The sequence below is a fragment of the Bacillus sp. FJAT-27225 genome, from assembly GCF_001685025.1.
Classification (GTDB): domain Bacteria; phylum Bacillota; class Bacilli; order Bacillales; family Cytobacillaceae; genus Bacillus_D.
Map to the genome: position 1 here is coordinate 851,631 of NZ_MAYU01000012.1, position 22,060 is coordinate 873,690.

The 22,060-nt window shown below is 46.3% G+C and carries 20 protein-coding genes; 5 read left to right on the forward strand and 15 right to left on the reverse strand.

Annotation, left to right across the window (positions count from 1 at the left end; translation table 11 throughout):
- Positions 1–25: 25 nt before the first annotated feature.
- The 9 genes from A8F94_RS11490 to A8F94_RS11530 form a co-directional block, all read right to left on the reverse strand.
- Entirely contained in the window at positions 26–382 is a 357-nt protein-coding gene (locus A8F94_RS11490; protein ID WP_066199972.1) for a phage holin family protein, read from the reverse strand.
- 73 nt (positions 383–455) lie between these two features.
- The gene (locus A8F94_RS11495; protein WP_066199975.1) at positions 456–1,586 is read right to left on the reverse strand and encodes a DUF4097 family beta strand repeat-containing protein; all 1,131 of its coding nucleotides are present in this window, start codon (positions 1,584–1,586) and stop codon (positions 456–458) included.
- Between the two features lie 39 nt (positions 1,587–1,625).
- Complete coding sequence (locus A8F94_RS11500; RefSeq protein ID WP_066199978.1) at positions 1,626–1,958, reverse strand: DUF4870 domain-containing protein; 333 nt, start codon at positions 1,956–1,958, stop codon at positions 1,626–1,628.
- A gap of 60 nt (positions 1,959–2,018) precedes the next feature.
- The gene (locus A8F94_RS11505; protein ID WP_077247667.1) at positions 2,019–2,936 is read right to left on the reverse strand and encodes an ABC transporter permease subunit; all 918 of its coding nucleotides are present in this window, start codon (positions 2,934–2,936) and stop codon (positions 2,019–2,021) included.
- Positions 2,936–3,874 carry an ABC transporter permease subunit gene (locus tag A8F94_RS11510; protein WP_066199983.1) on the reverse strand — a complete coding sequence of 313 codons (939 nt, stop codon included), beginning with the start codon at positions 3,872–3,874 and terminating at the stop codon, positions 2,936–2,938. Before A8F94_RS11510 ends, A8F94_RS11505 begins: the two co-directional genes overlap by 1 nt.
- Positions 3,875–5,077: 1,203 nt before the next feature.
- Positions 5,078–7,960 (reverse strand): excinuclease ABC subunit UvrA, encoded by a 2,883-nt coding sequence (gene uvrA / locus A8F94_RS11515; RefSeq protein WP_066199985.1) that lies wholly within the window; start codon positions 7,958–7,960, stop codon positions 5,078–5,080.
- Between the two features lie 7 nt (positions 7,961–7,967).
- The gene (uvrB, locus tag A8F94_RS11520) at positions 7,968–9,944 is read right to left on the reverse strand and encodes an excinuclease ABC subunit UvrB (protein ID WP_066199988.1); all 1,977 of its coding nucleotides are present in this window, start codon (positions 9,942–9,944) and stop codon (positions 7,968–7,970) included.
- A gap of 434 nt (positions 9,945–10,378) precedes the next feature.
- Positions 10,379–10,612, reverse strand: coding sequence for a CsbA family protein (locus A8F94_RS11525; RefSeq protein ID WP_066200507.1), 234 nt, complete (start codon positions 10,610–10,612; stop codon positions 10,379–10,381).
- A gap of 131 nt (positions 10,613–10,743) precedes the next feature.
- Entirely contained in the window at positions 10,744–11,589 is an 846-nt protein-coding gene (locus A8F94_RS11530) for an STAS domain-containing protein (RefSeq protein WP_077247668.1), read from the reverse strand.
- Between the two features lie 234 nt (positions 11,590–11,823).
- Between A8F94_RS11530 and A8F94_RS11535 the strand changes: the two genes are divergently transcribed.
- Both A8F94_RS11535 and A8F94_RS11540 read left to right on the forward strand, forming a co-directional pair.
- A complete protein-coding gene (locus tag A8F94_RS11535; RefSeq protein ID WP_175384401.1) occupies positions 11,824–12,558 on the forward strand; it encodes a YqjF family protein in 735 nt (244 codons plus the stop codon).
- 422 nt (positions 12,559–12,980) lie between these two features.
- On the forward strand, positions 12,981–13,331 hold the full coding sequence (locus A8F94_RS11540) for an NIPSNAP family protein (protein WP_066199993.1): 351 nt from the start codon (positions 12,981–12,983) through the stop codon (positions 13,329–13,331).
- A gap of 270 nt (positions 13,332–13,601) precedes the next feature.
- On the opposite strand, the gene A8F94_RS11545 is transcribed toward A8F94_RS11540, so the two are convergent.
- Positions 13,602–15,077, reverse strand: coding sequence for a spore germination protein (locus A8F94_RS11545; RefSeq protein WP_139070075.1), 1,476 nt, complete (start codon positions 15,075–15,077; stop codon positions 13,602–13,604).
- Positions 15,078–15,337: 260 nt separating this feature from the next.
- On the opposite strand from A8F94_RS11545, the gene A8F94_RS25735 reads away from it, so the two are divergent.
- On the forward strand, positions 15,338–15,886 hold the full coding sequence (locus A8F94_RS25735; protein WP_254660835.1) for a CueP family metal-binding protein: 549 nt from the start codon (positions 15,338–15,340) through the stop codon (positions 15,884–15,886).
- An 87-nt stretch (positions 15,887–15,973) separates the two neighbouring features.
- On the opposite strand, the gene speD is transcribed toward A8F94_RS25735, so the two are convergent.
- Complete coding sequence (gene speD / locus A8F94_RS11560; protein ID WP_066199999.1) at positions 15,974–16,861, reverse strand: adenosylmethionine decarboxylase; 888 nt, start codon at positions 16,859–16,861, stop codon at positions 15,974–15,976.
- A 254-nt stretch (positions 16,862–17,115) separates the two neighbouring features.
- On the opposite strand from speD, the gene A8F94_RS26185 reads away from it, so the two are divergent.
- Positions 17,116–17,574, forward strand: coding sequence for a PCYCGC motif-containing (lipo)protein (locus A8F94_RS26185; RefSeq protein ID WP_368072782.1), 459 nt, complete (start codon positions 17,116–17,118; stop codon positions 17,572–17,574).
- 275 nt (positions 17,575–17,849) lie between these two features.
- Positions 17,850–18,305, forward strand: coding sequence for a PCYCGC motif-containing (lipo)protein (locus tag A8F94_RS11570; protein ID WP_368072783.1), 456 nt, complete (start codon positions 17,850–17,852; stop codon positions 18,303–18,305).
- A 270-nt stretch (positions 18,306–18,575) separates the two neighbouring features.
- On the opposite strand, the gene A8F94_RS26375 is transcribed toward A8F94_RS11570, so the two are convergent.
- From A8F94_RS26375 to A8F94_RS11585, 4 genes are all read right to left on the reverse strand, one after another.
- Positions 18,576–18,698, reverse strand: coding sequence for a hypothetical protein (locus A8F94_RS26375; RefSeq protein WP_302621309.1), 123 nt, complete (start codon positions 18,696–18,698; stop codon positions 18,576–18,578).
- 13 nt (positions 18,699–18,711) lie between these two features.
- Positions 18,712–21,150: a heavy metal translocating P-type ATPase gene (locus A8F94_RS11575; RefSeq protein WP_066200012.1), complete on the reverse strand. Its 2,439-nt coding sequence runs from the start codon at positions 21,148–21,150 to the stop codon at positions 18,712–18,714.
- 160 nt (positions 21,151–21,310) lie between these two features.
- A complete protein-coding gene (gene copZ / locus A8F94_RS11580; protein WP_066200015.1) occupies positions 21,311–21,517 on the reverse strand; it encodes a copper chaperone CopZ in 207 nt (68 codons plus the stop codon).
- A gap of 27 nt (positions 21,518–21,544) precedes the next feature.
- Positions 21,545–21,892, reverse strand: a complete 348-nt coding sequence (locus tag A8F94_RS11585; protein WP_066200018.1) for a metal-sensitive transcriptional regulator — start codon at positions 21,890–21,892, stop codon at positions 21,545–21,547.
- Between the last annotated feature and the right edge of the window lie 168 nt (positions 21,893–22,060).

Below are 22,060 nucleotides of genomic sequence, written 5' to 3' on the forward strand. Positions count from 1 at the left end.
GGAGAAATCCATATTGACCTGCACATCAGTCCTTGCTTTTATCAAAGACGACTTTTTGAACAACCAGATTGACGAGTGATATGATGATAGCAACGAGGAACGCCATCCCGAAACTTGAAATTTCAAAGGCGGAACCCATCAGCTTGTCGGTCAGCATCAAGGTCAGTGCGTTGATGACAAACAGGAAGAGACCAAGTGTAAGAATCGTAACTGGAAGGGTGAGCAAAATTAGAATCGGCCTGACAATGATGTTCAGAACGGACAGAAGGAAACTGGCCCCGATTGCTGCTCCGAGCCCTGTCAGCCTGAATTCATCATCAAAGTAACCTGCAATCGCCATGAACAGAACGGCATTGATTGCGATTCCGAGTAACCATTTCAATTTGTTCACCCTCCCCTGGACCATACTTCACTTTAATAATAGTGTATATGAGACTGCTTGAAAAAATACACTATTATTCTTGATCATCCTTTTTATAAACAGTTGCCTTGCGGACAGAGATTCCACCAGTTTTTGTTTCAGCGACAATCCTTGAGACGCGTTCTTGTTCCTGGATTGTTTTAAAACGAAGGAGTTTCTGGATCATTTCACTTTTTTCCTCAAGCAGCTGGATTCTGTCAAGGTCAACCTGGAAACCTCCCAGATTGGATCTCAACTCCCCATCAACTGGCAGCTCGGCAGGCACATAGATTTCAATGCCTCCGGTTACGGCTTTGGCGGAAAGGAAGTCACAGTCGCCCTGCACTTCACACTCGATGCCTCCGTTGAATGTCCTCAGGTCAGCTTTTGCGAATGGGCCGGCCAGCTTAATGCCGCCGTTAATCGTTTCCGCATCCACTCTTTCAACCGCACACCGTTTTAGCTTTATATGTCCATTTGCGGTTTCGGCTTCAAGCTTTTCACCCGATACTCCCTTGAAGGAGATTTTTCCGTTCCCGGTTTTTGCCTTTAAATCCTCGACTCGCAGGTTCTCACCTGTTACAGGGCCGTTGAACAGTTTGGCGCGGATTTTTTCATAGGCGGCATCCGGAACATATAGGACTGCATCAAGCTTCATCCATTTTTCATTGGCAAGGAACTTTAGCTTGCTGCCTTCGACTATGAAAATAACAGAGTCGAGCAACGCCTTCCGAGCTTCATCCTGATTATCGGCTCTGTACACCTTCGCCTCGCACTCAATCCGGACATCCTCCTGGTCGGTTGGGACAAGTTTCACCGAACCGTTGGCGATGCTAATGTCAATATCCGTAACGTTGACTGCGTTGTGCTGAAAAATATGTGAGATTTCCACTGACTGGCCGAAATTCAAATCCAAATCGAGTTCTCTAACTTTTTTAATCACGGTGTCTACTAAATCAAACAGCTTATCCTTTGCCGAATTATTTTTGTATTGCCCGTATGAGGAGGAAGATTTCTTTTCCGAGCTTTGGTCAACAACAACCGAAAGGTCGTTCATGATTTCCTGTTCCTTTTGCCCCGCCGATTTGGATGACTTTTCGAGTTCCTCCAGAAGCGTGATTGCTTCCGATGCGGACAGGCTGCCTCTTTCAACCATATCAAGAATTCGTTTCCGTTCTTCCTTCACAAAAAACTCCCCTTTCCATTCTTACATTGTTCTATTTTTTTACATATGATACGTATGTGCCGGATCTTGAAGTACTTTAATTCCCATGACGACGTTCCAAATTGTTATACCCACTGTAAGGATCCCATACACAATGAAGCCTAGAATTGCGAACGCCATTCCAGCTCCTGGTTCTGTGGCAGCGGCAAACATGGCAAGCATGATGATGAATGGTATGCCAGCGAGCGGAATGAGATGGGATAGAAATGCCCGTTTCGCATGGCTTTTCGTCACTTCATTGTCAGCAACAAAATAAATAACGCATGGCAGCAGGAAAGCCGCAAAGAAGATGCTGAAATAACTAAGCGCCGAAAGTATTCTTTGTGTATCCATGTGGATCACTCCTCTAAACTTAATGTACGTGGCGAAAGCCCAAAGGTTTCACTTCAAACGTTATAAATCATTTCTAACAAGTCTGTGTTTATTTTCAAAATAGCGCTGAAGCCCGCCGGCAAACAGATTTAAAAACAGGATTGTCAATCCGATCGCGGCTATTGCCGAAAACGGAATCCATCTGTAAATTCGGACATCATCGAGTATCGTCATAAACAATGTTGGCCAAGCCAGCGATGTATTGACGACATCATACAGAAAACCGTTTTCCTGAACGATGAAGGTATGGTTGATGAAAATATGGATGATACCAAGCTGCGAAATCAGGAAAAGCACCCTGCCGATGTCATTGATTACCAGCACAATAATATTTGGTATGACGACAGGAAGATAATAATTCCTGAACATTTTAAAAGGTGAGCAGCCTGAGACGATGCCAGCCTCGATATATGGGCGTTTTTCGGTTTGCCTCATGTGCTCATGGATGATTTCCGCTACCCTTCCACCTTCAATTAAGGCAAGCACAAGTACAATCCAAACCGGCCTGATTTCTGAAAAAAAGATAATTGGCAAGCCTGAGAAAAATGAAACAAAGAAAATCGGGGGCATGAATGAAAACAGCTGCTGCCAGGCATGCATAAAGCCTTCCATGAACGTTGAATAAAAAGCTGCGACCGCAAGCGGGATTGCAAACACATATCTGGCAACCACAACAGCAAGTACAACCAAAAGCGTCTCCCCCGCCCCCAGGATAATTAGGCTGAGAATATCCAGGCCTTTATGGTCACTGCCAAGCGGATAGCCTTCCATTGGCGGAAAAGGCGGCAAGACAAATTTCCCCTCGTCCGTCCGAATTACCCCCAACGGCTTAAGCTCGGTGTCCACAAATGGAAAATACGGGCCAAAAACCGCAACAAGCACGACTAGCAGCAGAAAAAATGCACCTGTCCAAAGCCTCCAATTCCATTTCATCTCCATCAGCCCCTCTCCAGCGGAGAGACCATATTTTTCCCGACCCCTGTTGCCAGTTTTGATAGAAAAATAACTCCTGTAAAGAGGATGATGTAGCCGGCTGCACCAAAAACGTTGATAGAGTTTGGCTGGCCAACTGCAAACACATCGGGCGAGGCTACAGTTTCGAGAAAGAAGAAGGCGGCACCCCGGTAATTGGTTAAATACTCAACAATGAACAAGTTTGAAAGAGTATAAAGTGTGATGGTGTTCGTATGGCTGAGAATTTTGGGGTAACAGTTTTTTAAAACATGCCGATAAAGCACCTGAATAGGGGGTGTCCCCTTTGAAAAGGCTGTGACGATATAATCGCGGCCCTGTTCATCGCGGATGCTCGAATAGGTGATATTGGCAATATAGAATACCGGGTAGATTGAGAGGAAAATGATATTCAAGATTATCACACTCATAGAATCGCCAAATACCCTCATGTATGGCATAACTCCCCATTCATAGGCAGTCATAATGGCGATTTGAGTCATAATAATCAAGAACAAATCTGGAATCGACAAAAAGACCCGCGTCGTCGGTTCGCCAAGGAAACGAGCTTTTCTATTACGAGACCGGTAATCAAATATCCCCTTAGCAACTCCGACAAAGAGGCCGATGACAAGGGCAGGCAAAGCAATCTTCATGCTTTTGTTAAAAGTCCGGACAATGTTTGTGGTCATCGAGTACCCATCCATAACATCGCCAAGCCCTTTATTTTCTTTTATATATGTAAAGAAACCCTTGAACTGTTGTACATGTTCCTTGAAGGAATACTCATAGCGTGCCCCTTCATATGAACCTGCACGCCCTTCCGTATAGACCGCTGTTCTTGGCAAAAATAACAGCGTCAAAAAAAGGATTGTCGCCACAACCCATAACGCTCCCTGGCGCAAGACCAGATTAACAATATTCAATTTGCCTTCCCCCTTATCCAAACTCGTTTCTATCTCTATTACATTTATTTTACAATTTTGTCAGAATTTTTTCAATTTGGGTACAATTTAAAATGTTTTTATGCGACGAATCCCTCTTCGATGAACACTGGTCCGTCTCTTAAATTGTTTTTATGGGATGAATCTCTCTTCACTGAATACTGGTCCGTCTCTTAAGTTGTATTTATGGGACGAATCTCTCTTCGCTGAATACTGGTCCGTCCCTTAAATTGTATTTATGGGACGAATCTCTTTTCACTGAACACTGGTCCGGCTCTTAATTGTTTTTGTACGACGAATCTCTCTTCGCTGAGCACTGGTCCGTCTCTTAAATTGTTTTTATGGGACGAATCTCTTTTCACTGAATACTGGTCAGTCTCTTAAATTGTTTTTGTGGGACGAATCTCCCTTCAATGAGCACTGGTCCGTCTCTTAAGTTGTATTTATGGGACGAATCTCTCTTCGCTGAATACTGGTCCGTCCCTTAAATTGTATTTATGGGACGAATCTCTCTTCACTGAACACTGGTCCGTCTCTTAATTGTTTTTGTACGACGAATCTCTCTTCGCTGAGCACTGGTCCGTCTCTTAAATTGTTTTTATGGGACGAATCTCTTTTCACTGAATACTGGTCAGTCTCTTAAATTGTTTTTGTGGGACGAATCTCCCTTCAATGAGCACTGGTCCGTCTCTTAAGTTGTATTTATGGGACGAATCTCTCTTCGCTGAATACTGGTCCGTCCCTTAAATTGTATTTATGGGACGAATCTCTCTTCGCTGAATACTGGTCCGTCTCTTAAATCGTTTTTATGGGACGAATCTCTCTTCACTGAGCACTGATCCGTCCTTAATAGTTTTTATGGGACGAATCTCTCTTCACTGAGCACTGGTCCGTCTCTTAAATTGTTTTTATGCGACGAATCTCCCTTCACTGAGCACTGGTCNTCTTCACTGAACACTGGTCCGTCTCTTAATTGTTTTTATAGGATGAATCTCTCTTCGCTGAGCACTGGTCCGTCCTCAGGACAGGAACTTGAAGGCTTGACTACATATACATTTGGACATGTCGGGCTAGTGAAAAACTGCTATAACCCTTTCGAGAGTAGCAATAAAGTCCGGTTCGAAGTTACTGATCTCCAAAAAACAGGACCGCACTGATCCAGTGCGGTCCTGTTTATCTTCACTCTTATTTCGTTTCAGCAGCTTGTTTTTCGGTTGCTTCGATTTGCATGCGCATCCGGTCGCGGTCACGTTCAAGGACGGGCTTCAGGTAGCGGCCTGTATGCGATTCTGGAATCTCCGCAACTTGTTCAGGTGTACCGGTCGCCACAATCGTACCGCCTTTGTCTCCGCCTTCAGGCCCGAGGTCGATGAGGTAGTCGGCAGTCTTGATGACATCTAGGTTGTGCTCAATCACCAACACCGTATCTCCATTCTCGACGAGACGCTGCAGGACATCGAGCAGGCGTGAAATGTCATCCGCGTGAAGCCCGGTTGTCGGTTCATCAAGGATATACATCGTTTTCCCGTTCGAACGCCTGTGCAATTCTGATGCGAGCTTCACCCTTTGGGCTTCACCGCCGGACAGGGTTGTCGCCGGCTGGCCAAGCGTGACATAGCCAAGGCCAACATCGGCAATTGTCTGCAGCTTGCGGCTGATCTTCGGATGATTCGAGAAAAATTCTACAGCATCGGCAACTGTCATACCAAGGATGTCAGCAATGCTTTTGCCTTTGTATTTTACCTCTAGTGTTTCACGATTGTATCGTTTCCCATGGCAAACCTCGCAAGGGACGTATACGTCCGGCAGGAAGTGCATCTCAATTTTTATAATTCCGTCGCCCTTACATGCTTCACAGCGGCCTCCCTTAACGTTAAAAGAGAAACGTCCCTTCTGATAGCCGCGCACCTTCGCTTCATTAGTAGAGGCGAACAAATCGCGGATATCATCGAAGACTCCAGTGTAGGTGGCCGGATTGGAACGAGGTGTCCGTCCGATTGGCGACTGGTCAATATCAATGACCTTATCGAGGTGGTCAATTCCCTTGATGCTCTTGAATGCCCCTGGCTTTGTTTTTGCACGGTGAAGCTTCTGAGCAAGCGATTTATGCAGGATTTCATTCACAAGTGTACTTTTCCCTGAGCCGGAAACACCTGTTACTGCCTGGAAAACACCGAGTGGGAACTTGACGCTTATGTTCTTCAGGTTATTTTCCGTAGCGCCATTGATCTCCAGATAGCGCCCATCAGGCTTGCGTCTTTCGACCGGCAGCGGAATGAACTTTTTACCAGAAAGGTATTGGCCTGTTAAGGAGGCGGGATTGTTCATGACCTCTTCAGGTTTACCGATAGCAACAATCTCGCCGCCGTGCGCACCTGCTCCTGGACCGATATCAATCAAGTAGTCGGCAGCAAGCATCGTATCCTCATCGTGTTCAACAACAATGAGTGTATTGCCAATGTCCCTCATGCTTTGCAGGGTGCCAATCAACAAGTCGTTGTCACGCTGATGGAGGCCGATCGACGGCTCGTCCAGAATGTAAAGAACGCCAGTCAGGCGCGAGCCAATCTGGGTCGCAAGCCTGATCCGCTGCGCTTCACCTCCGGATAATGTTCCGGCCGCACGGTTAAGCGTCAAGTAATCAAGGCCGACATTTTTCAAAAAGCCCAGGCGTTCGCCGATTTCCCTCATCAGCAGTCTGGCAATCTGCAATTCCTTCTCGGTCAGGCTAAGTGAAGAAAAGAAATCCAAAGCCTCAGCGACGGAATACTCCGTCACTTCACCGATGTGCTGTCCTGAAACCTTGACAGCAAGGGTTTCCCTTTTCAGCCTATAGCCTTTACACGTAGGGCAGGCTTGCTGGCCCATGTATTTTTCCATCTGCTCGCGAATCCAGTCCGAGCTAGTATCTTTATAGCGCCGCTCCACATTTCGCAGGACGCCTTCAAAAACGATATAGCCTTCCTTAACCTGTCCCCAGTCATTTTTATACTTAAAATAAATCTTATCATTTTTCGCACCGTTCAGAATCCGATCCAACTGGTTCTTGGGAAGATCCTTGACCGGGACATCCATATCAATGCCGTAATGGTTGCAGACTGCCTTCAAAAGTGAAGGATAGTATTGGGACGAAACCGATTCCCAAGGCGCTATTGCATTCTGGTTCAAGGTCAAGTCCTTGTTAGGGATTACGAGGTCCGGATCGACTTCGGTTTTGGAACCAAGGCCGTCACACTCAGGGCAGGCACCAAACGGGCTGTTGAACGAGAACATCCTTGGCTCAAGCTCGCCGATTGAAAATCCGCAAATCGGGCAGGCATGATGCTCACTGAACAGGAGCTCTTCCTCTCCAATGACATCGACAACCGCCTTCCCGCTGCCAAGCCGGAGGGCAGTTTCAAGGGAATCCGCCAGCCTTGCCGCGATTCCTTCTTTGACGACGACACGGTCGACGACAACATCAATTGAGTGTTTTTTATTTTTTTCAAGCGAAATCTCTTCACTTAGGTCTACCATTTCCCCGTCAATACGGACCCGCACAAAACCCTGCTTCTTGATATCCTCAAGAACCTGAACCTGCATCCCCTTCCGGCCCGCAACGACAGGGGCAAGAATTTGCATTTTAGTCCGTTCCGGGTATTCCATAATCCGGTCAACCATTTGTTCGATCGTCTGCGAGGAAATTTCGATTCCGTGCTCGGGGCAAACCGGCCGGCCGACCCTGGCAAAAAGAAGCCTTAAATAATCATAAATTTCAGTGACCGTTCCAACAGTTGACCGCGGGTTGCGGCTTGTGGTCTTCTGGTCAATCGAGATAGCCGGCGAAAGGCCTTCAATTGAATCAACATCGGGTTTATCCATCTGGCCGAGGAACATCCTTGCATAGGCGGACAGCGATTCGACATACCTGCGCTGCCCTTCGGCATAAATGGTATCGAATGCAAGCGAGGACTTTCCGGAACCGGAAAGCCCAGTCACTACGACAAGCTTGTCTCTCGGAATGGTGACATCGATATTTTTCAAATTATGGGCCCTGGCGCCTTTTACGACAAGTTTATCCAATGCCATTCTTCTGTCATCCTTCCGCTTTTAACTCTAATATCAAATCACGAAGCTCGGCTGCGCGCTCAAAGTTAAGCGCCTTTGCAGCTTCCTTCATTTCTTTTTCCATTTGAGCGATTACGCGCTCACGATCTTTCTTGGCCAGCTTGGCTAGCGAGGCTGTTGCTGAGTACTCCTCGGTTTCTTCTGCCGCCTGGGTGGCACGGATTGCCTCGCGGATATCTTTTTGGATCGTTGTCGGCGTAATTCCGTGTTTCTCGTTGTATTCCTCCTGAATGGCGCGGCGGCGCTTTGTTTCCTCAATTGCAATCTGCATCGAGTTGGTTATTTTATCCGCATACATAATGACATGTCCATTCGAATTCCTTGCCGCGCGTCCAATCGTCTGAATCAGCGAGCGTTCGGAACGGAGGAAGCCTTCCTTGTCGGCATCAAGAATTCCAATCAGCGATACTTCAGGAATATCGAGTCCTTCCCTTAGGAGGTTAATACCGACTAGGACATCGTATTTCCCAAGCCGAAGTTCGCGAATGATTTCTATCCGCTCAAGCGTCTTGATTTCGGAATGCAGGTAATTAACCTTAATGCCGATTTCCTTCAGGTAATCAGTCAGGTCCTCGGACATTTTTTTCGTTAGTGTTGTAATCAGGACACGCTCATTCCGGGCGACACGCTCATTGATTTCAGCAATCAAGTCGTCAATCTGGCCTTCGATTGGGCGGACATCGATTGTCGGATCCAACAGGCCAGTCGGACGGATGATCTGCTCGACCATCTCCGGCGTATGTTCGATTTCATATGGCCCAGGTGTTGCGGAAACGTTGATCATCTGCCTGATATGCTTCTCGAATTCCTCAAACATGAGCGGGCGGTTATCCAGCGCGGACGGCAGGCGGAAGCCATGGTCAACAAGCACCTGTTTCCTCGCCTTGTCTCCATTAAACATACCCCTGATTTGCGGCAGCGTAACATGCGACTCGTCTATAACAAGCAGGAAATCATCCGGGAAGTAATCAAGAAGAGTATAAGGAGTTGAGCCCGGCGGCCTAAGCGTCAGGTGGCGGGAGTAGTTCTCGATTCCCGAGCAAAAGCCCATTTCCCTCATCATTTCAAGGTCATACCTTGTCCGTTGTTCAAGCCTTTGTGCTTCGAGCAGCTTCTCTTCAGATCTCAGTTCTTCCAACCGTTCCTCAAGCTCGGCCTCAATGTTTTGAATGGCGAGGCGAAGCTTTTCTTCACGGGTTACGAAGTGGGAAGCCGGGAAGATGGCGATGTGGTTTCGTTCACCGAGTATTTCTCCGGTCAATGCATCCACTTCACGGATACGGTCAATCTCATCTCCGAAAAATTCCACCCGGACACAGTGCTCATCGCGCGATACCGGGAATATCTCGATAACATCGCCGCGAACCCTGAATGTCCCGCGCTTAAAGTCAATATCATTCCTCGCATACTGGATATCAACCAGCCTGCGGAGAAGCTTGTTCCGTTCAATTTCCATCCCGGTCCTGAGGCTGAGTACCATCTCACCATACTCCTCAGGAGAACCGAGGCCGTAGATGCAAGAAACGGATGCAATGATGATGACATCCTTGCGCTCGAACAAAGCAGATGTCGCCGAGTGGCGCAGCTTGTCAATCTCGTCGTTGATGCTCGCATCTTTTTCTATAAATGTATCTGTCGAGGGCACATAGGCCTCTGGCTGATAATAATCGTAGTAACTGACAAAGTATTCAACAGCGTTGTTCGGAAAAAATTCCTTGAATTCACTGTAGAGCTGTCCGGCAAGCGTCTTGTTATGGGCAATGACAAGCGTCGGCTTGTTCACTTCTTTTATGACATTGGAAACCGTGAACGTCTTGCCGGTACCAGTCGCCCCGAGCAGTGTCTGGACACGCTTGCCTTTATAAATTCCGTCCACCAGCTTTTCAATGGCTTTCGGTTGGTCTCCCTGTGGCGAATACTTGGACACTAGCTCAAATTTTTTCACATTCCTGCCCTCCAATAGTCAAAGTGAAACCCCGCAAAGGGGGACGGTTCTCGTTTGTTGAAAAATCTTTCCCCGGCATAGCAGGGAAAGGCAACTAAAAGGATGCCCGAATTTACAATCCCGGCATTGTTCCCAAAACTTATATTAACCATTCTACCACAAACTGTATAAAAGTAACCAATAATATACGAACAAATATTCGATTGGTTTCGAGTTTTTTTGCCTAATTAAGGAAACAACCTGCAATGGAACGGTTTTTGATACTGGTTTTCCAAACCTTGCAGGATGAGGGTTCCAGACACATGGCGAGCTTACTATGCGCTTCCGCACAGAAATAGCTTTTCCCAGCAATTGGCGGACGTTCAACCGCCTTAAAATGTATGTTAGCCAACTTTTTTGGCAACAAAAAACCCGAGGGAGAGTTCCACACGGGATTATGTTTGCTTGCCGGACAATTTCGGCTTAAGGTATGAGGCTGCCCAAAAACCCACTGTCAGCGAGAAGGCGTCGACAACAATCAGCCCCCAGCTGTCGGTGTAGCCTTTATAAACAGAGGCTGCAATCAGGGCAACTGTCAGGACAAGGCCAATAACCCGGCTGTAGGTAACGCGGGAAAACAGGAGAACTGTCAGCCCAGGCAAGAAGAGTGCGGCTACATATTTAATCACCTTTTCCACTTCGCTTTCCTAAGAATCGAATCTTCTTTAGCTTTGGCGCTTATCGTCCTTAGTGGCTCCCCACGGCAGAAATTGGCTCGTTTGAGGAGTTCCAGTCCATGTGCCGTTAATTGAACACATTTTTAGTACCATTTTACTTTCGCCAGAGCGGCACCAAGGTTTGGTTCAATCTGTGTATCCCTAAACGTAATTTCTTCCAAAATCGCAGACTGAGCCACTTCCGGCCGCATGCCGGACAAAATCGTTTTGACGCCAAGCAAATTGAGTCCTTTAATCACCTTGGACAACTCACAAGAGGCAACAGCATCCATTTCAGGTACACCTGACAAGTCGATATACAACTGAGTAATCCGCATTCTTGAGCTCTGGGTCAGGACCGATTCGATAATGGCACGAGCCCGCTCAACATCTATTTTGCCGATAAGCGGCATGACGCCGATGCTACCGGCAATCGGTATAATCGGAGCACTTAGTTCCAGAATAATATTTTCCTGTTCAGATAGAAGGTTATCATTAACTTCATGATAATGGTCTGAAAATAGTTCAATCACTCTATCAAAAGCTATATTAATTTTTTTTAACCACCGGAAAATATCTCCTTGCTGAATTTCAAGGTTTTGATTTTCAACAGCGAACTTTTCGATAAAATCCAAAAAAACACCCCGGAAAATTCCGAATTGCTTCAAGATAAGATGCAGCGGGACACCCGAATTGACGCGGTCTTCAGCAACCATCTTTGTCCATGGAATCAGGCCTTCCTTGTAGGGCTCTTCTTCCTCTATAAAAACTTTCGAAATAGTAGTATTGAATTGTTTATTTTGCTCGCGGAGCTTCAGGACTAATTCCGGTGCTGCATCACTCGAGTATAGCGATCCTGTTTCCTTACTCCTCCGGCTAAGCCATTCATCGGTCATATCCGAGGAATGAGACAGTAGGTATTCATAAAGGGCCTGGTCTTTTGTTATCACTTAATTCCTCCGCCATTTTATTCGCTTTCACGTATTTATCATACATGAAAATCGATTACAATGCATATATGCAGATTTACTGGTTTCGGCTTGGCGGAAGATGAGTAAAGGGTAGGTAAGGTGAAACTTCCATCAGTGGTACCTTCTACTGATCGGACATTTAAGGACAGTTCCCTCTGAATAAGGCGTACTGACCCTAAATGCGGGAAAACCATGCTGAATGGAGGTATATTTTTGGAAGATATAGTGAAAGTAACAGCGCACAGGCCTTATCCGCTGCCGGATTTGCCTTGGATGATGACCCAGACATGGGAGAATTTGCTGTTCTTGCATTGGCCGATTCCCGCTGACCAATTGAGGGCGCATGTTCCCGAACAGCTTGAATTGGACACATGGGAAGGCCAGGCCTGGCTGACGATTTCGCCTTTTCAGGTCAAGCACCAGCGCTTCAGGATATTACCGGAAATTCCGCTTTTAAATGAATACCTTGAATTGAATGTGAGGACATACGTAAAGCATGGCGGAAAAGGCGGCGTCTATTTCTTTTCACTTGATGCCAATTTGGCGCCCGCAGTATTGGCTGCAAATGGGCTGCTTGCGCTTCCTTATAAAAATGCCGATATGGAATTCAAACAGGCTGAGGATGCTTTTATTTTCACAAACAAAAGATTGTCTGCCGAGGATGGATTCGGGGAATTCAAAGCTATTTACAAGCCTGAAACAGAGCCTGCCTTGTGCGGTCCTGGATCGCTTGAACACTGGCTGGTTGAACGGTATTGCTTGTTCACAACACGGAACGGGAAGGTGCTGCGCGGCGATATCCACCACTTGCCATGGGATGTGTCAACAGCATCTGCTGATGTCGGCGTCAATACGATGAGCCCTGTTCCGTTAAACGGTGCCCCAATTATTCAGTTTTGCAAATCAAAAAAAGTGCTCATGTTTCCGTTTGTAGAAGAAGAAATGTAGGTTGCTTGTATTTGAGAGTGAAGTGCCAAGGTGAACTTGCGGCGAGGTTGCCAGTTTATACTCTTCCCGAAAATTTGAAGCCGCTATCCGTAAATTCAAAGTAATTTCCCGTAATTTTTCAAATTTTCCCGTAAATTCAAAGCAGTTTCCCGTAAATTTTTCAAGTTTTCCCGTAAATTTAAATCAGTTACTAGTAAATCCGACCATCTACCAATAGATTTTCAAACAATCTAGTAAAAGCAAGTAAGCCTATTTAACATGGATTAAGCCGCTGCAATCAATTTAAATGTACGTTCCAGCACCCCTATATCAATGAGGGTGCTTTTTCAATAAAAATTCCCAAAAATATGAAACTATTTCAATTCTATTACGACAAACAAAATGGAAGTTAATGAACTATTAAAGGAGAAGTGGCGTTTCCAATGTTTTACCGCAGGAAATCCTATATTGTTAAAAATGACTTTGTTGATTCCCTAAATACGTTATTCAATGACTATTCGTTTTTGAAAAGGCTCCATTATGGTGCCCGGCTGACAGGCCGCTGGATGGTCCCGATTGATGCCGAGACAACTGAAATCTTCTCAATCTGGGAATATGATAATTTCGAATCGTTCCTGGAAATAGAAGCGACAATCCGCGAAGACGAGGATCATCTGCAGCAGGTCAATTCCTGGTACGATGCATATGGCGGCAAGGACTATGTGTACAAGCAATATATTGTTGAAGTCCGAGATGAGCAAATCCGGCCGACATTCTATCAATATGTACATTAAAATCGAGGGCTTTTAGTGAACGTTCAGAAGCTTCGAAGCTGAAAATAATAAAAGGGAGAGACAACACGGATGCTGTCCCTCCCCCCTGGCTGGCAAAGCAAGGTTGCCATTACGAATTATATAACTGAACAGGCTTGAATATGACTGCCTTCCTATTTTCATAACGAGAGGCACCTGAGTACAACTAATTACTGCACAGATCGCTACTAGCACTAAAGTGGAGCTAGCAACGCCTCTAAAGTCCTCCTCACAAATAACCTAAAACCCGATTTACCGGTCAGGATCTTTTGGCTTTAAGATTTCAGGCCGCTTGGGTTGAAGCGGAATCGGTGATCTGAGCAAAATATCCTTGAACCCCTTAAAATTAAAGGGTATGAACGGCCACATATACGGAACCCCAAAGCTTTTCATCCTGGAAAGATAAATCACCACGAGTGCGAAGCCGACAACCAATCCAAGCGTGTGGAACAAAGCTGTGGAAATGAGCAAAAATAAGCGGACAAGCCGATTGGCAAGGCTCAGCTCATAGCTGGGGGTCGAAAAGGTTCCGATTGCAGCAAGCGCCAAATAAAGGATGACTTCATTTGTGAGCAATCCCACCTCGACAGCCACCTGGCCAATCATCAGCGCAGCCACTAGGCCAAGTGCGGTGGCCAGCGATGTCGGTGTATGAATGGCGGCCATCCGCAGCATATCAATCCCGACTTCAATCAGCAGAAATTGCAGGAACAACGGAATTTTTCCAGGGTCGTTCGGACCGATAAAATCCATACTTTTCGGTACCAGGCTTGGGTCGATTGCCAGAAGGTACCAGAGCGGCAGCAGAAACAAGGATGCCCAAACCGCTAGAAATCGCACCAGCCTTAAGTAAGCACCGACAAGCGGCTTGTTCCGGTACTCCTCCGCATGCTGTAAATGGTGCCAGTAGGACGTCGGCGCAATCATCGCGCTCGGTGACCCGTCGACAATCAGGCAAACATGCCCTTCATACAGATGGGCCGCTAATGTATCGGGCCGCTCTGTATACCGGACCGCCGGGAACGGGTTCCACTTGCTTCCGGTAATGAACTCCTCGACAGTCTTCTCCGCCATCGGCAGCCCATCCGTATCAATTTTCGAAAGCCTATCCTCGAGCTTTTTTACTAAATCGTGATCGGCAATGTCGTCAATATAGCAAATGACCATGTCAGTCTTTGAACGGCGTCCCACCTGCAGATACTTCATTCGCAGCGTCCGATCGCGCACCCTTCTTCTAATCAGTGCTGTATTGAATACAATCGTCTCAACGAATCCATCACGCGAGCCGCGGACAACCCGTTCTGTATCGGGCTCTTCAGGACCCCTGACCGGATATGTACGTGCATCAATCAAAATAATTTCCGATTCGCCGTCAATGACGAGAGCAGTTGGCCCTGCCAATACCATGTCGACAGCCTTATCAAGGTCATCAGTCGAATCGAGCTCAACATACGGGATATAGGACTGCATCATTTTTTTAATGGTTGAGGATTGGAGCTCATTCTGCTTCAGGTTCGCCATGAATTTTTGAAGCAGATGCAGCATGTCATCCTTTATAAGGCCATCAATCATGAACAAACTCATCTTTTTCCCGGAGTACTCGACATCCAGGTGAATGACGTCAAAACTGTCTCCCACTCCAAGCTCTCTTTTTAAAAAAGTAACATTCGCCTCAAGGCTCGTGCTAACTTTATTCTTTACTTCCGCTTCCATTTCCCACCTCGGCATACCGCATGCATCATGCATGCCAGTTTTTCCATCAACTACCACCCATCTTAGCCATTGAGGTGAGGAGATATACTTGGTATACAAAACGGTTTCTTGTAATGAACTGAACGATTCTCATCTCCAAATCCAGCCATCAACGTGGATGACCCAGCGAATGATTAGTGCCAAGGTAGAATTTTTTGGATTTTTTGTGAAAAAGTAAACACAAGTAAAGCAGTAAGCTATAATGGCTTTAGTAAAAACAAAGAGGAGTGGATCCATTGAAACTTAAAATGTTTGCGGCTGCCTTGCTGGTTGGTGTTGTACTGGCCGGTTGCAGCGGACAGGGTGAAAAGGAAGAAACTTCGCCTCCTAAACCAGCTGTATCTCAAGAACAGCCAACCATAAAGGAATTGGTTGCCGATATTAGTTCAGGCAAGGCGGGCGTTGAATCGGCCTCCATCACGTCGGATGAATTGATTATTAGAAAAGCCGGTGGAAGCGAAGTGGTTGAGAACTTGCCGGCAGACGAGTTTTTTGTTTCGATTGCTCCATATATCACTCAAACCCATGAATGAGCAATCCATAACTTGGCAGGTTGCCAAGGAGAGCTTTCAAACACCGAGTTTGACGTTTACATTGAAGACAGCAAAGGAAATGTAGTAGTCGATGAGACTCTTGCTTCAGGAGAAAATGGATTTATCGATTTGTGGCTGCCGCGGGATGACACGTATAAAACCAGAATTGAGCACGACGGCAAAGCGGTTGAGGCCGAACTCAGCACCTTTCAGGGCGAAAACACGTGCATCACTACCATGCAGCTTATGTAATAGATTTAACTACAAAGGGCCCAGCCGCGTTGTTGGCTGGACCCCTTTCATATTAGAGAGGCCCGCATAAAAAGTAGGGCCAGCCCTCTAAAACTCATTTTTCCTTTTCTGCACCTCATTTTCCAAATTGTCACGGAAGGCCTTTTCCGCATTCTTGTCGAAGCTTCCCATGTAGATGTTTTTCCCATAAAAAATCTCGTCCATCTCCCACTTGATGCTGCCTTCGATTTCCTTCCGCTGCTCCTTGCTCAGCTTATCCTTTGTATAGCCGAACAAGTAATTATTCAAATCGAAATCGCGCAGCTTGCACTTTGTATGGAAGATGTTTTCCTGATAGACGTTGACATCAATCATCTGAAACTTATCGGCCATTTCGTCCGGAATGTAATTCTGGATTGACGAAATCTCGTGGTCAATGAACAGCTTGTAACCTTCCTTATCACGTGTGAACCCGCGCACCCGGTAATCAATTGTCATCACGTCCGTCTCGAACGAATGAATCAAGTAATTGAGCGCCTTCAGCGGCGAAATCTCCCCGCACGTCGACACATCAATATCGGCGCGGAACGTCGAAATCCCTTCATCCGGGTGATATTCCGGATATGTATGCACCGTAATATGGCTTTTATCAAGGGCCAGCGTTACATTTGAGGGCAGCGGCCCGGGCGATTCCTCAAAATGCTCAGTCGGCACCTCGACAACCGGCCCCTCCGATACAAGCATCGTCACACTCGCACCCTGCGGCACATAGTCCTGCTTGGCCACATTCAGCACATGCGCCCCGATAATATCGGCAACATGTTTCAGGATATTCGTAAGGCGATCCGCGTTATACTGCTCGTCAATATACTCCAAATACGCTTCACGTTCTTCCTTCGTCCCGGTATAGCAAATATCATACATATTGAAGCTAAGCGACTTCGTTAAGTTATTGAATCCATGCAGCTCCACTCGCTGCTGCGGTGTCAAATCCATCGTGCAAACCCCCTCCGAATCTCGTAAATACTTTTATCATACCCATTCCAACTTCAAAAAAAACGACGCTTGCTTTTTGGAAAACCAACAGCCGCCGAAGCCTATTCATAGCTGGCCATACGACAAGCACTGTTGGCCTGTCCTTATTCCCGATACGCGTATCTCTCCGTCACAAAACGTTTGAAAAGCAGCAGGTTTCCACCATATATTCCTTGTTAAAATAGGAATATAAATAAATGAAAGAGGAGAGGGCCATGAAATTATCCCGATATTTGCTGCTAATGTTTTCAATCCTGGCCATCGGCATCATTTCGGCCTGCAGTTCGGAATCATCAACTGAAGAGCTGAAATTGGATTCAAAACATGCCGCCTTGCCAGATTATGTCCTGCAAACTCCTGATAAGGTGCAGGAAACATATGTAATGGCTGCCCAACATCCCGATGCACTCGCATCCGTGCCATGCTATTGCAGCTGCGGCACTGGTTCAGGCCACGAAAGCAACCTGGACTGCTTTGTTAAAGGAATGGATTCAGACCTTGCTGTAACTGAATGGGATCCTCACGGCACCGCTTGAGACATTTGTGTCAATATCGCCCGGGAGGCGGTAGAAATGAAACAAGACGGAAAAAGCCTGAAGAAAATCCATGAAACAATTGTAGATAAATACTCACAGTACGGTGAAGAAACGCCAACACCAGTACCTTCCAATTAATATTCTTAGAAAAGCTGGGCTCTTTTTTAAAAAAGAGCCTTTCTAGTTCAGCAAAAATAGTAATCCAGCGACCTTTAAAATAATTCAGCGATTCTGGAGATAATTCAGCGATTTTTAAAATAATTCAGCGATTCTGAAGATAATTCAGCGATTTTAAGAGTAGAGAGGGAACCTGTAAAGTCCCCAATCGCCGTTCACAATTTCTTAGATGTTTCTCGATACTTTCTGCACATTTTTCGTTCATTCTTAAACTATACAAACAAGGAGGTCCGACGATGAAATTATCCAGATATCTGTTACTGATGTTTTCTATCCTGGCAATCGGAATTATTTCCGCCTGCAACTCATTGGATACAGAAAACCTTGAGCTGGACGCAAAGCATACACCTCTGCCGGATTATGTATTGCAAAGCTCTGATAAAGTGCAGGAAACATACCTATTGGCTGCCAAATATCCTGAAGCTCTAGCTGCATCTCCATGCTATTGCGGCTGCGGAATGGATGACGGTCACAAAAGCAACCTTGATTGCTTTGTCAAAGGAATGGGTGAAGGCAATGCCGTAACCGAATGGGATCCTCACGGCACCGCTTGAGACACGTGTGTCAATATCGCCCGGGAGGCGAGTATGATGAAACAAGACGGTAAAAGCCTGAAGGAAATCAATAAAACGATTGTTAAGCATTATAAGAACTTGGGGGAAGGGACCCCTACACCTGTCCCTGCAAATTAACAGCCCATAAAGAAAAGGCATTCGAGCGAATGCCTTTTCTTGTTCGTATATATCGGCTTCAACATTACGCCGCCATTTTCCGGTATGCCTCGGCACAGCGGAAGCAGGCTTCGCCATTGCCTGCAATATTCGTGTAATCATGCATGTCCAAGTTGAGATTAATTTAACTAGCACTTTCCTTTTAGATGTCCGAGAAAGGTTTATCTGCCAAAAATTCCAAAGAGGTAAAAAAACTGGCTGGATTAGAAGAATTCCAGCCAGTTTGCTATTTTAATGGTTCGATTGTTCCTGTTGCGGAACTTCATCCGCTCCGGCTGTTGCCGAGTATATTCCATATCCCGCCATTACCAGTGCAAGATATGCAACAGCTGCAATTGCCCACTTTTTAACCATGTCTTCTTCCTCCTTACAATTTTACCTTTTGAAGGCGGAGTGCATTCAGGACGACAGATACAGAGCTGAACGCCATGGCCGCACCAGCGAGCCAAGGGGCGAGGAAGCCGAGTGCCGCAACTGGAATGCCAAGGGTATTGTAGCCAAAGGCCCAGAATAGGTTCTGCTTAATGTTGCGGATCGTAAGCTTACTCATAAAGATGGCATCCGCAATGCTGTTCAAATCACCGCGAATCAAGGTAATGTCGGCAGCTTCCATTGCCACATCCGTACCGGTTCCGATTGCCATACCGATGTCAGCCATTGCTAGCGCCGGAGCATCATTGATACCGTCGCCAACCATCGCAACTTTTTTACCGGCAGATTGAAGCTTTTTCACTTCCTCTGCTTTCCCTTCTGGAAGGACCTCGGCAATCACGTTGTCAATGCCGGCTTCTGCTGCGATTGCCTTCGCAGTCTGGGTATTGTCACCTGTAATCATGATGACCTCAAGGCCCATCTCTTTAAGGCGTTTGATCGCAGCCTTTGAAGTGTCCTTGATCGTATCCGCTACTGCTACGATTCCAACATATTGGCGATCAATGGCAACCAGCATCGCTGTTTTTCCTTCACGCTCGAGCGCATCCATTTTTTCAAAAGCAGTTTCGCTGTTGACTCCATGCTTTGCCATTAATTTGCGGGTTCCAATCAGCAAATCACGGCCGCTAACTGAAGCCTTTATACCAAAGCCAGGAATATTTTCAAAAGCAGTTACAGAAGAGAAAGCGACTTCCCTTTCTTTGATGCCCTGGACAATCGCCTGGGCGAGCGGATGCTCGGACTGCCGCTCAGCAGAGCCGACAAGGGCAAGGAAATCATTTTCTGCCATCGTTCCGGAAAGGATCACATCTGTCAAAACAGGCTTTCCGTTTGTAACTGTACCTGTTTTATCAAGGATGACTGTATCAATTTTATGGGTCATTTCAAGATGCTCGCCGCCCTTGAACAAGATTCCGTATTCAGCGGCACGCCCGGAGCCGGCCATAATGGAAGTCGGAGTTGCCAGGCCGAGTGCACATGGGCAGGCAATGACAAGGACGGCAATCATGTTTTCAAGCGCTTCGGCAAAGTTGCCAGGCTCTGCCCAGAAGTACCAAACAAGGAAGGTAACAACGGCAATTCCAACCACGATTGGAACGAATATACCGGAAATCTGGTCTGCAAGACGCTGGATTGGCGCCTTTGAACCCTGCGCTTCCTCGACGACCTTGATGATTTGGGCGAGCGCCGTGTCACGCCCAACCTTTGTTGCTTCAATTTTAATAAAGCCATTCTTATTGATTGTCGCGCCGATGACTTCGTCTCCGACTGTTTTATCAACCGGAACGCTTTCCCCGGTCAGCATCGATTCATCAATGGCAGACTGTCCCTCGACAATTTTCCCATCCACCGGGATTTTATCGCCTGGTTTGACATGGATGATGTCGCCGACAAGCACTTCCTCGAGCGAAACTTCGACCTCAGCCCCATTTCGTTCCACAATCGCCGTCTTAGCCTGAAGTCCCATCAGTTTCTTAATGGCCTCTGAGGAACGCCCCTTTGCCTTTGCTTCAAAAAGCTTCCCAAGGATAATTAGTGTCAGCAGGACTGCACTTGTTTCATAGTAAAGCTCAACGGAATGCGCGCTGCTGCCCAGTGATGCAAACGATAGGTACAAGCTGTAAAAATACGCGGCGGATGTGCCGAGGGCGACCAACACATCCATGTTGGCACTGCCGTTTTTCAAAGCCTTATAGGCGCCAACGTAGAATTGGCGGCCTATTATGAACTGGACCGGTGTTGCCAGAGCAAGCTGTACCCACGGATTCATAAACATATCCGGCACATAAATAAAGGATGTGAACGAAAAGTGACCCACCATCGACCAAAGCAGCGGCAACGATAAGATAAGCGAAAAAATGAATTTTCCGGTTTGTTTTTCAATCTCACGCTGGCGATGGTCAGCTGTTGCCTGCTCGTTTGCTGCTTCCTTTATGGAAGCCCCATAGCCAAGATCCTCAACTTTTTTAATAATATCGCGTTCCGAAAGAAGGGATGGATTATATTCAACCGTTGCTTTTTCAAGGGCAAGGTTTACATTTGCGTTGGCCACTCCGTCCATTCTTTTCAAGCCTTTCTCGATTCTAGTCGAGCAGGCTGCACAGGTCATCCCGGTGATATCGAATTCCTTTTTCTCGGCTATAACATCATAGCCAAGGTCACGGACCTTACTTTCCAGTGCGGCAAGGTTAGTGACAGCCGGGTCAAACTTGACTGAGGCCTTTTCGAGTGCCAAGTTGACATTTGCTTCCTGGACACCTTCAAGCCTGTTCAAGCCCTTTTCAATTCGGACCGCACAGGCTGCACAAGTCATTCCGGTAATTTGCATGGTGGTTTCTTTCGCTGATTTTTCAATCGCTGTCCCAGTACTCATATTCTCAACTCCTTTATACCCCATTAGGGTATATTTATTTGAAAAAAGGAACGTGCCAGCAGAGAGGCACGCGCCCTAATAGTTCCAGCTACAGCACCAAGCCTGGCCGTCCAGTAACTTCGCCTTAAACAGGCCTTTTCTGGCGCTATCGCTTTTAAAATTAAACTACGTCATATCCTTGGTCTTCAATTGTTTCCTTAATTTTATCAAGTGAAACGGAATCGCTGTTGTACTCGACTGCAACTGTTTTTTCGTTTAGGTCAACAAGGACACGCTCCACGCCGTCCAGCTTGCCTACGCTTCCTTCAACTGCTTTGACGCAATGCCCGCAAGACATTCCTTCTACGTTCAACAATGTTTTTTCCATGAGTGAATTCCCCTCTCAAAAAGTAAATTATTTTTTCATGAGCCTTTGAATGGTTACAAGCAGCTCATCGACAACCTCGTGATCGCCTTCCTGGATTCGTTCTACTATGCAGCTTTTCATATGCCCTTCAAGCAGGATTTTTGCGACGGAATTCAATGCGGCCTGTGTCGCCGAAATTTGTGTAATGACATCATCGCAATACGTATCCTTTTCGATCAGGCCCTTGATGCCTCTGATTTGACCCTCAATCCGATTTAGCCTGGTGATAAGATTCGATTTCGTTTTATCGGAATGATGGCTTTTTCGCACCGAGCCTTCAGAATTGCAATGGTCCTCGCACACAGGTACTGTTTCTTCAGGATTAATTAATTCCATTCCATCGCCTCCTTATGGCTATTCTACTATACCCCCCTACCCTATGCAAGTTATTTTTACCAAAAAATTTCTTTTTATGTACCAATTCATTCAAGGTATCTTAATTTCGTCACAATTATATTTTCTCATGAAATTGGTTTCAATTATTCCACAGGGGGTAATGTAAAG

Bases quoted from the DNA above. Each gene is read 5' to 3' on its own strand.
- A8F94_RS11500 (WP_066199978.1), bottom strand. From the start codon at position 1,958: ATGGATACACAAAGAATACTTTCGGCGCTTAGTTATTTCAGCATCTTC.
- A8F94_RS11505 (WP_077247667.1), bottom strand. From the start codon at position 2,936: ATGGAGATGAAATGGAATTGGAGGCTTTGGACAGGTGCATTTTTTCTG.
- uvrA (WP_066199985.1), bottom strand. From the start codon at position 7,960: ATGGCATTGGATAAACTTGTCGTAAAAGGCGCCAGGGCCCATAATTTG.
- A8F94_RS11540 (WP_066199993.1), top strand. From the start codon at position 12,981: ATGTTTTACCGCAGGAAATCCTATATTGTTAAAAATGACTTTGTTGAT.
- A8F94_RS11545 (WP_139070075.1), bottom strand. From the start codon at position 15,077: ATGCCGAGGTGGGAAATGGAAGCGGAAGTAAAGAATAAAGTTAGCACG.
- speD (WP_066199999.1), bottom strand. From the start codon at position 16,861: ATGGATTTGACACCGCAGCAGCGAGTGGAGCTGCATGGATTCAATAAC.
- A8F94_RS26375 (WP_302621309.1), bottom strand. From the start codon at position 18,698: ATGGTTAAAAAGTGGGCAATTGCAGCTGTTGCATATCTTGCACTGGTA.
- A8F94_RS11575 (WP_066200012.1), bottom strand. From the start codon at position 21,150: ATGAGTACTGGGACAGCGATTGAAAAATCAGCGAAAGAAACCACCATG.
- copZ (WP_066200015.1), bottom strand. From the start codon at position 21,517: ATGGAAAAAACATTGTTGAACGTAGAAGGAATGTCTTGCGGGCATTGC.
- A8F94_RS11585 (WP_066200018.1), bottom strand. From the start codon at position 21,892: ATGGAATTAATTAATCCTGAAGAAACAGTACCTGTGTGCGAGGACCAT.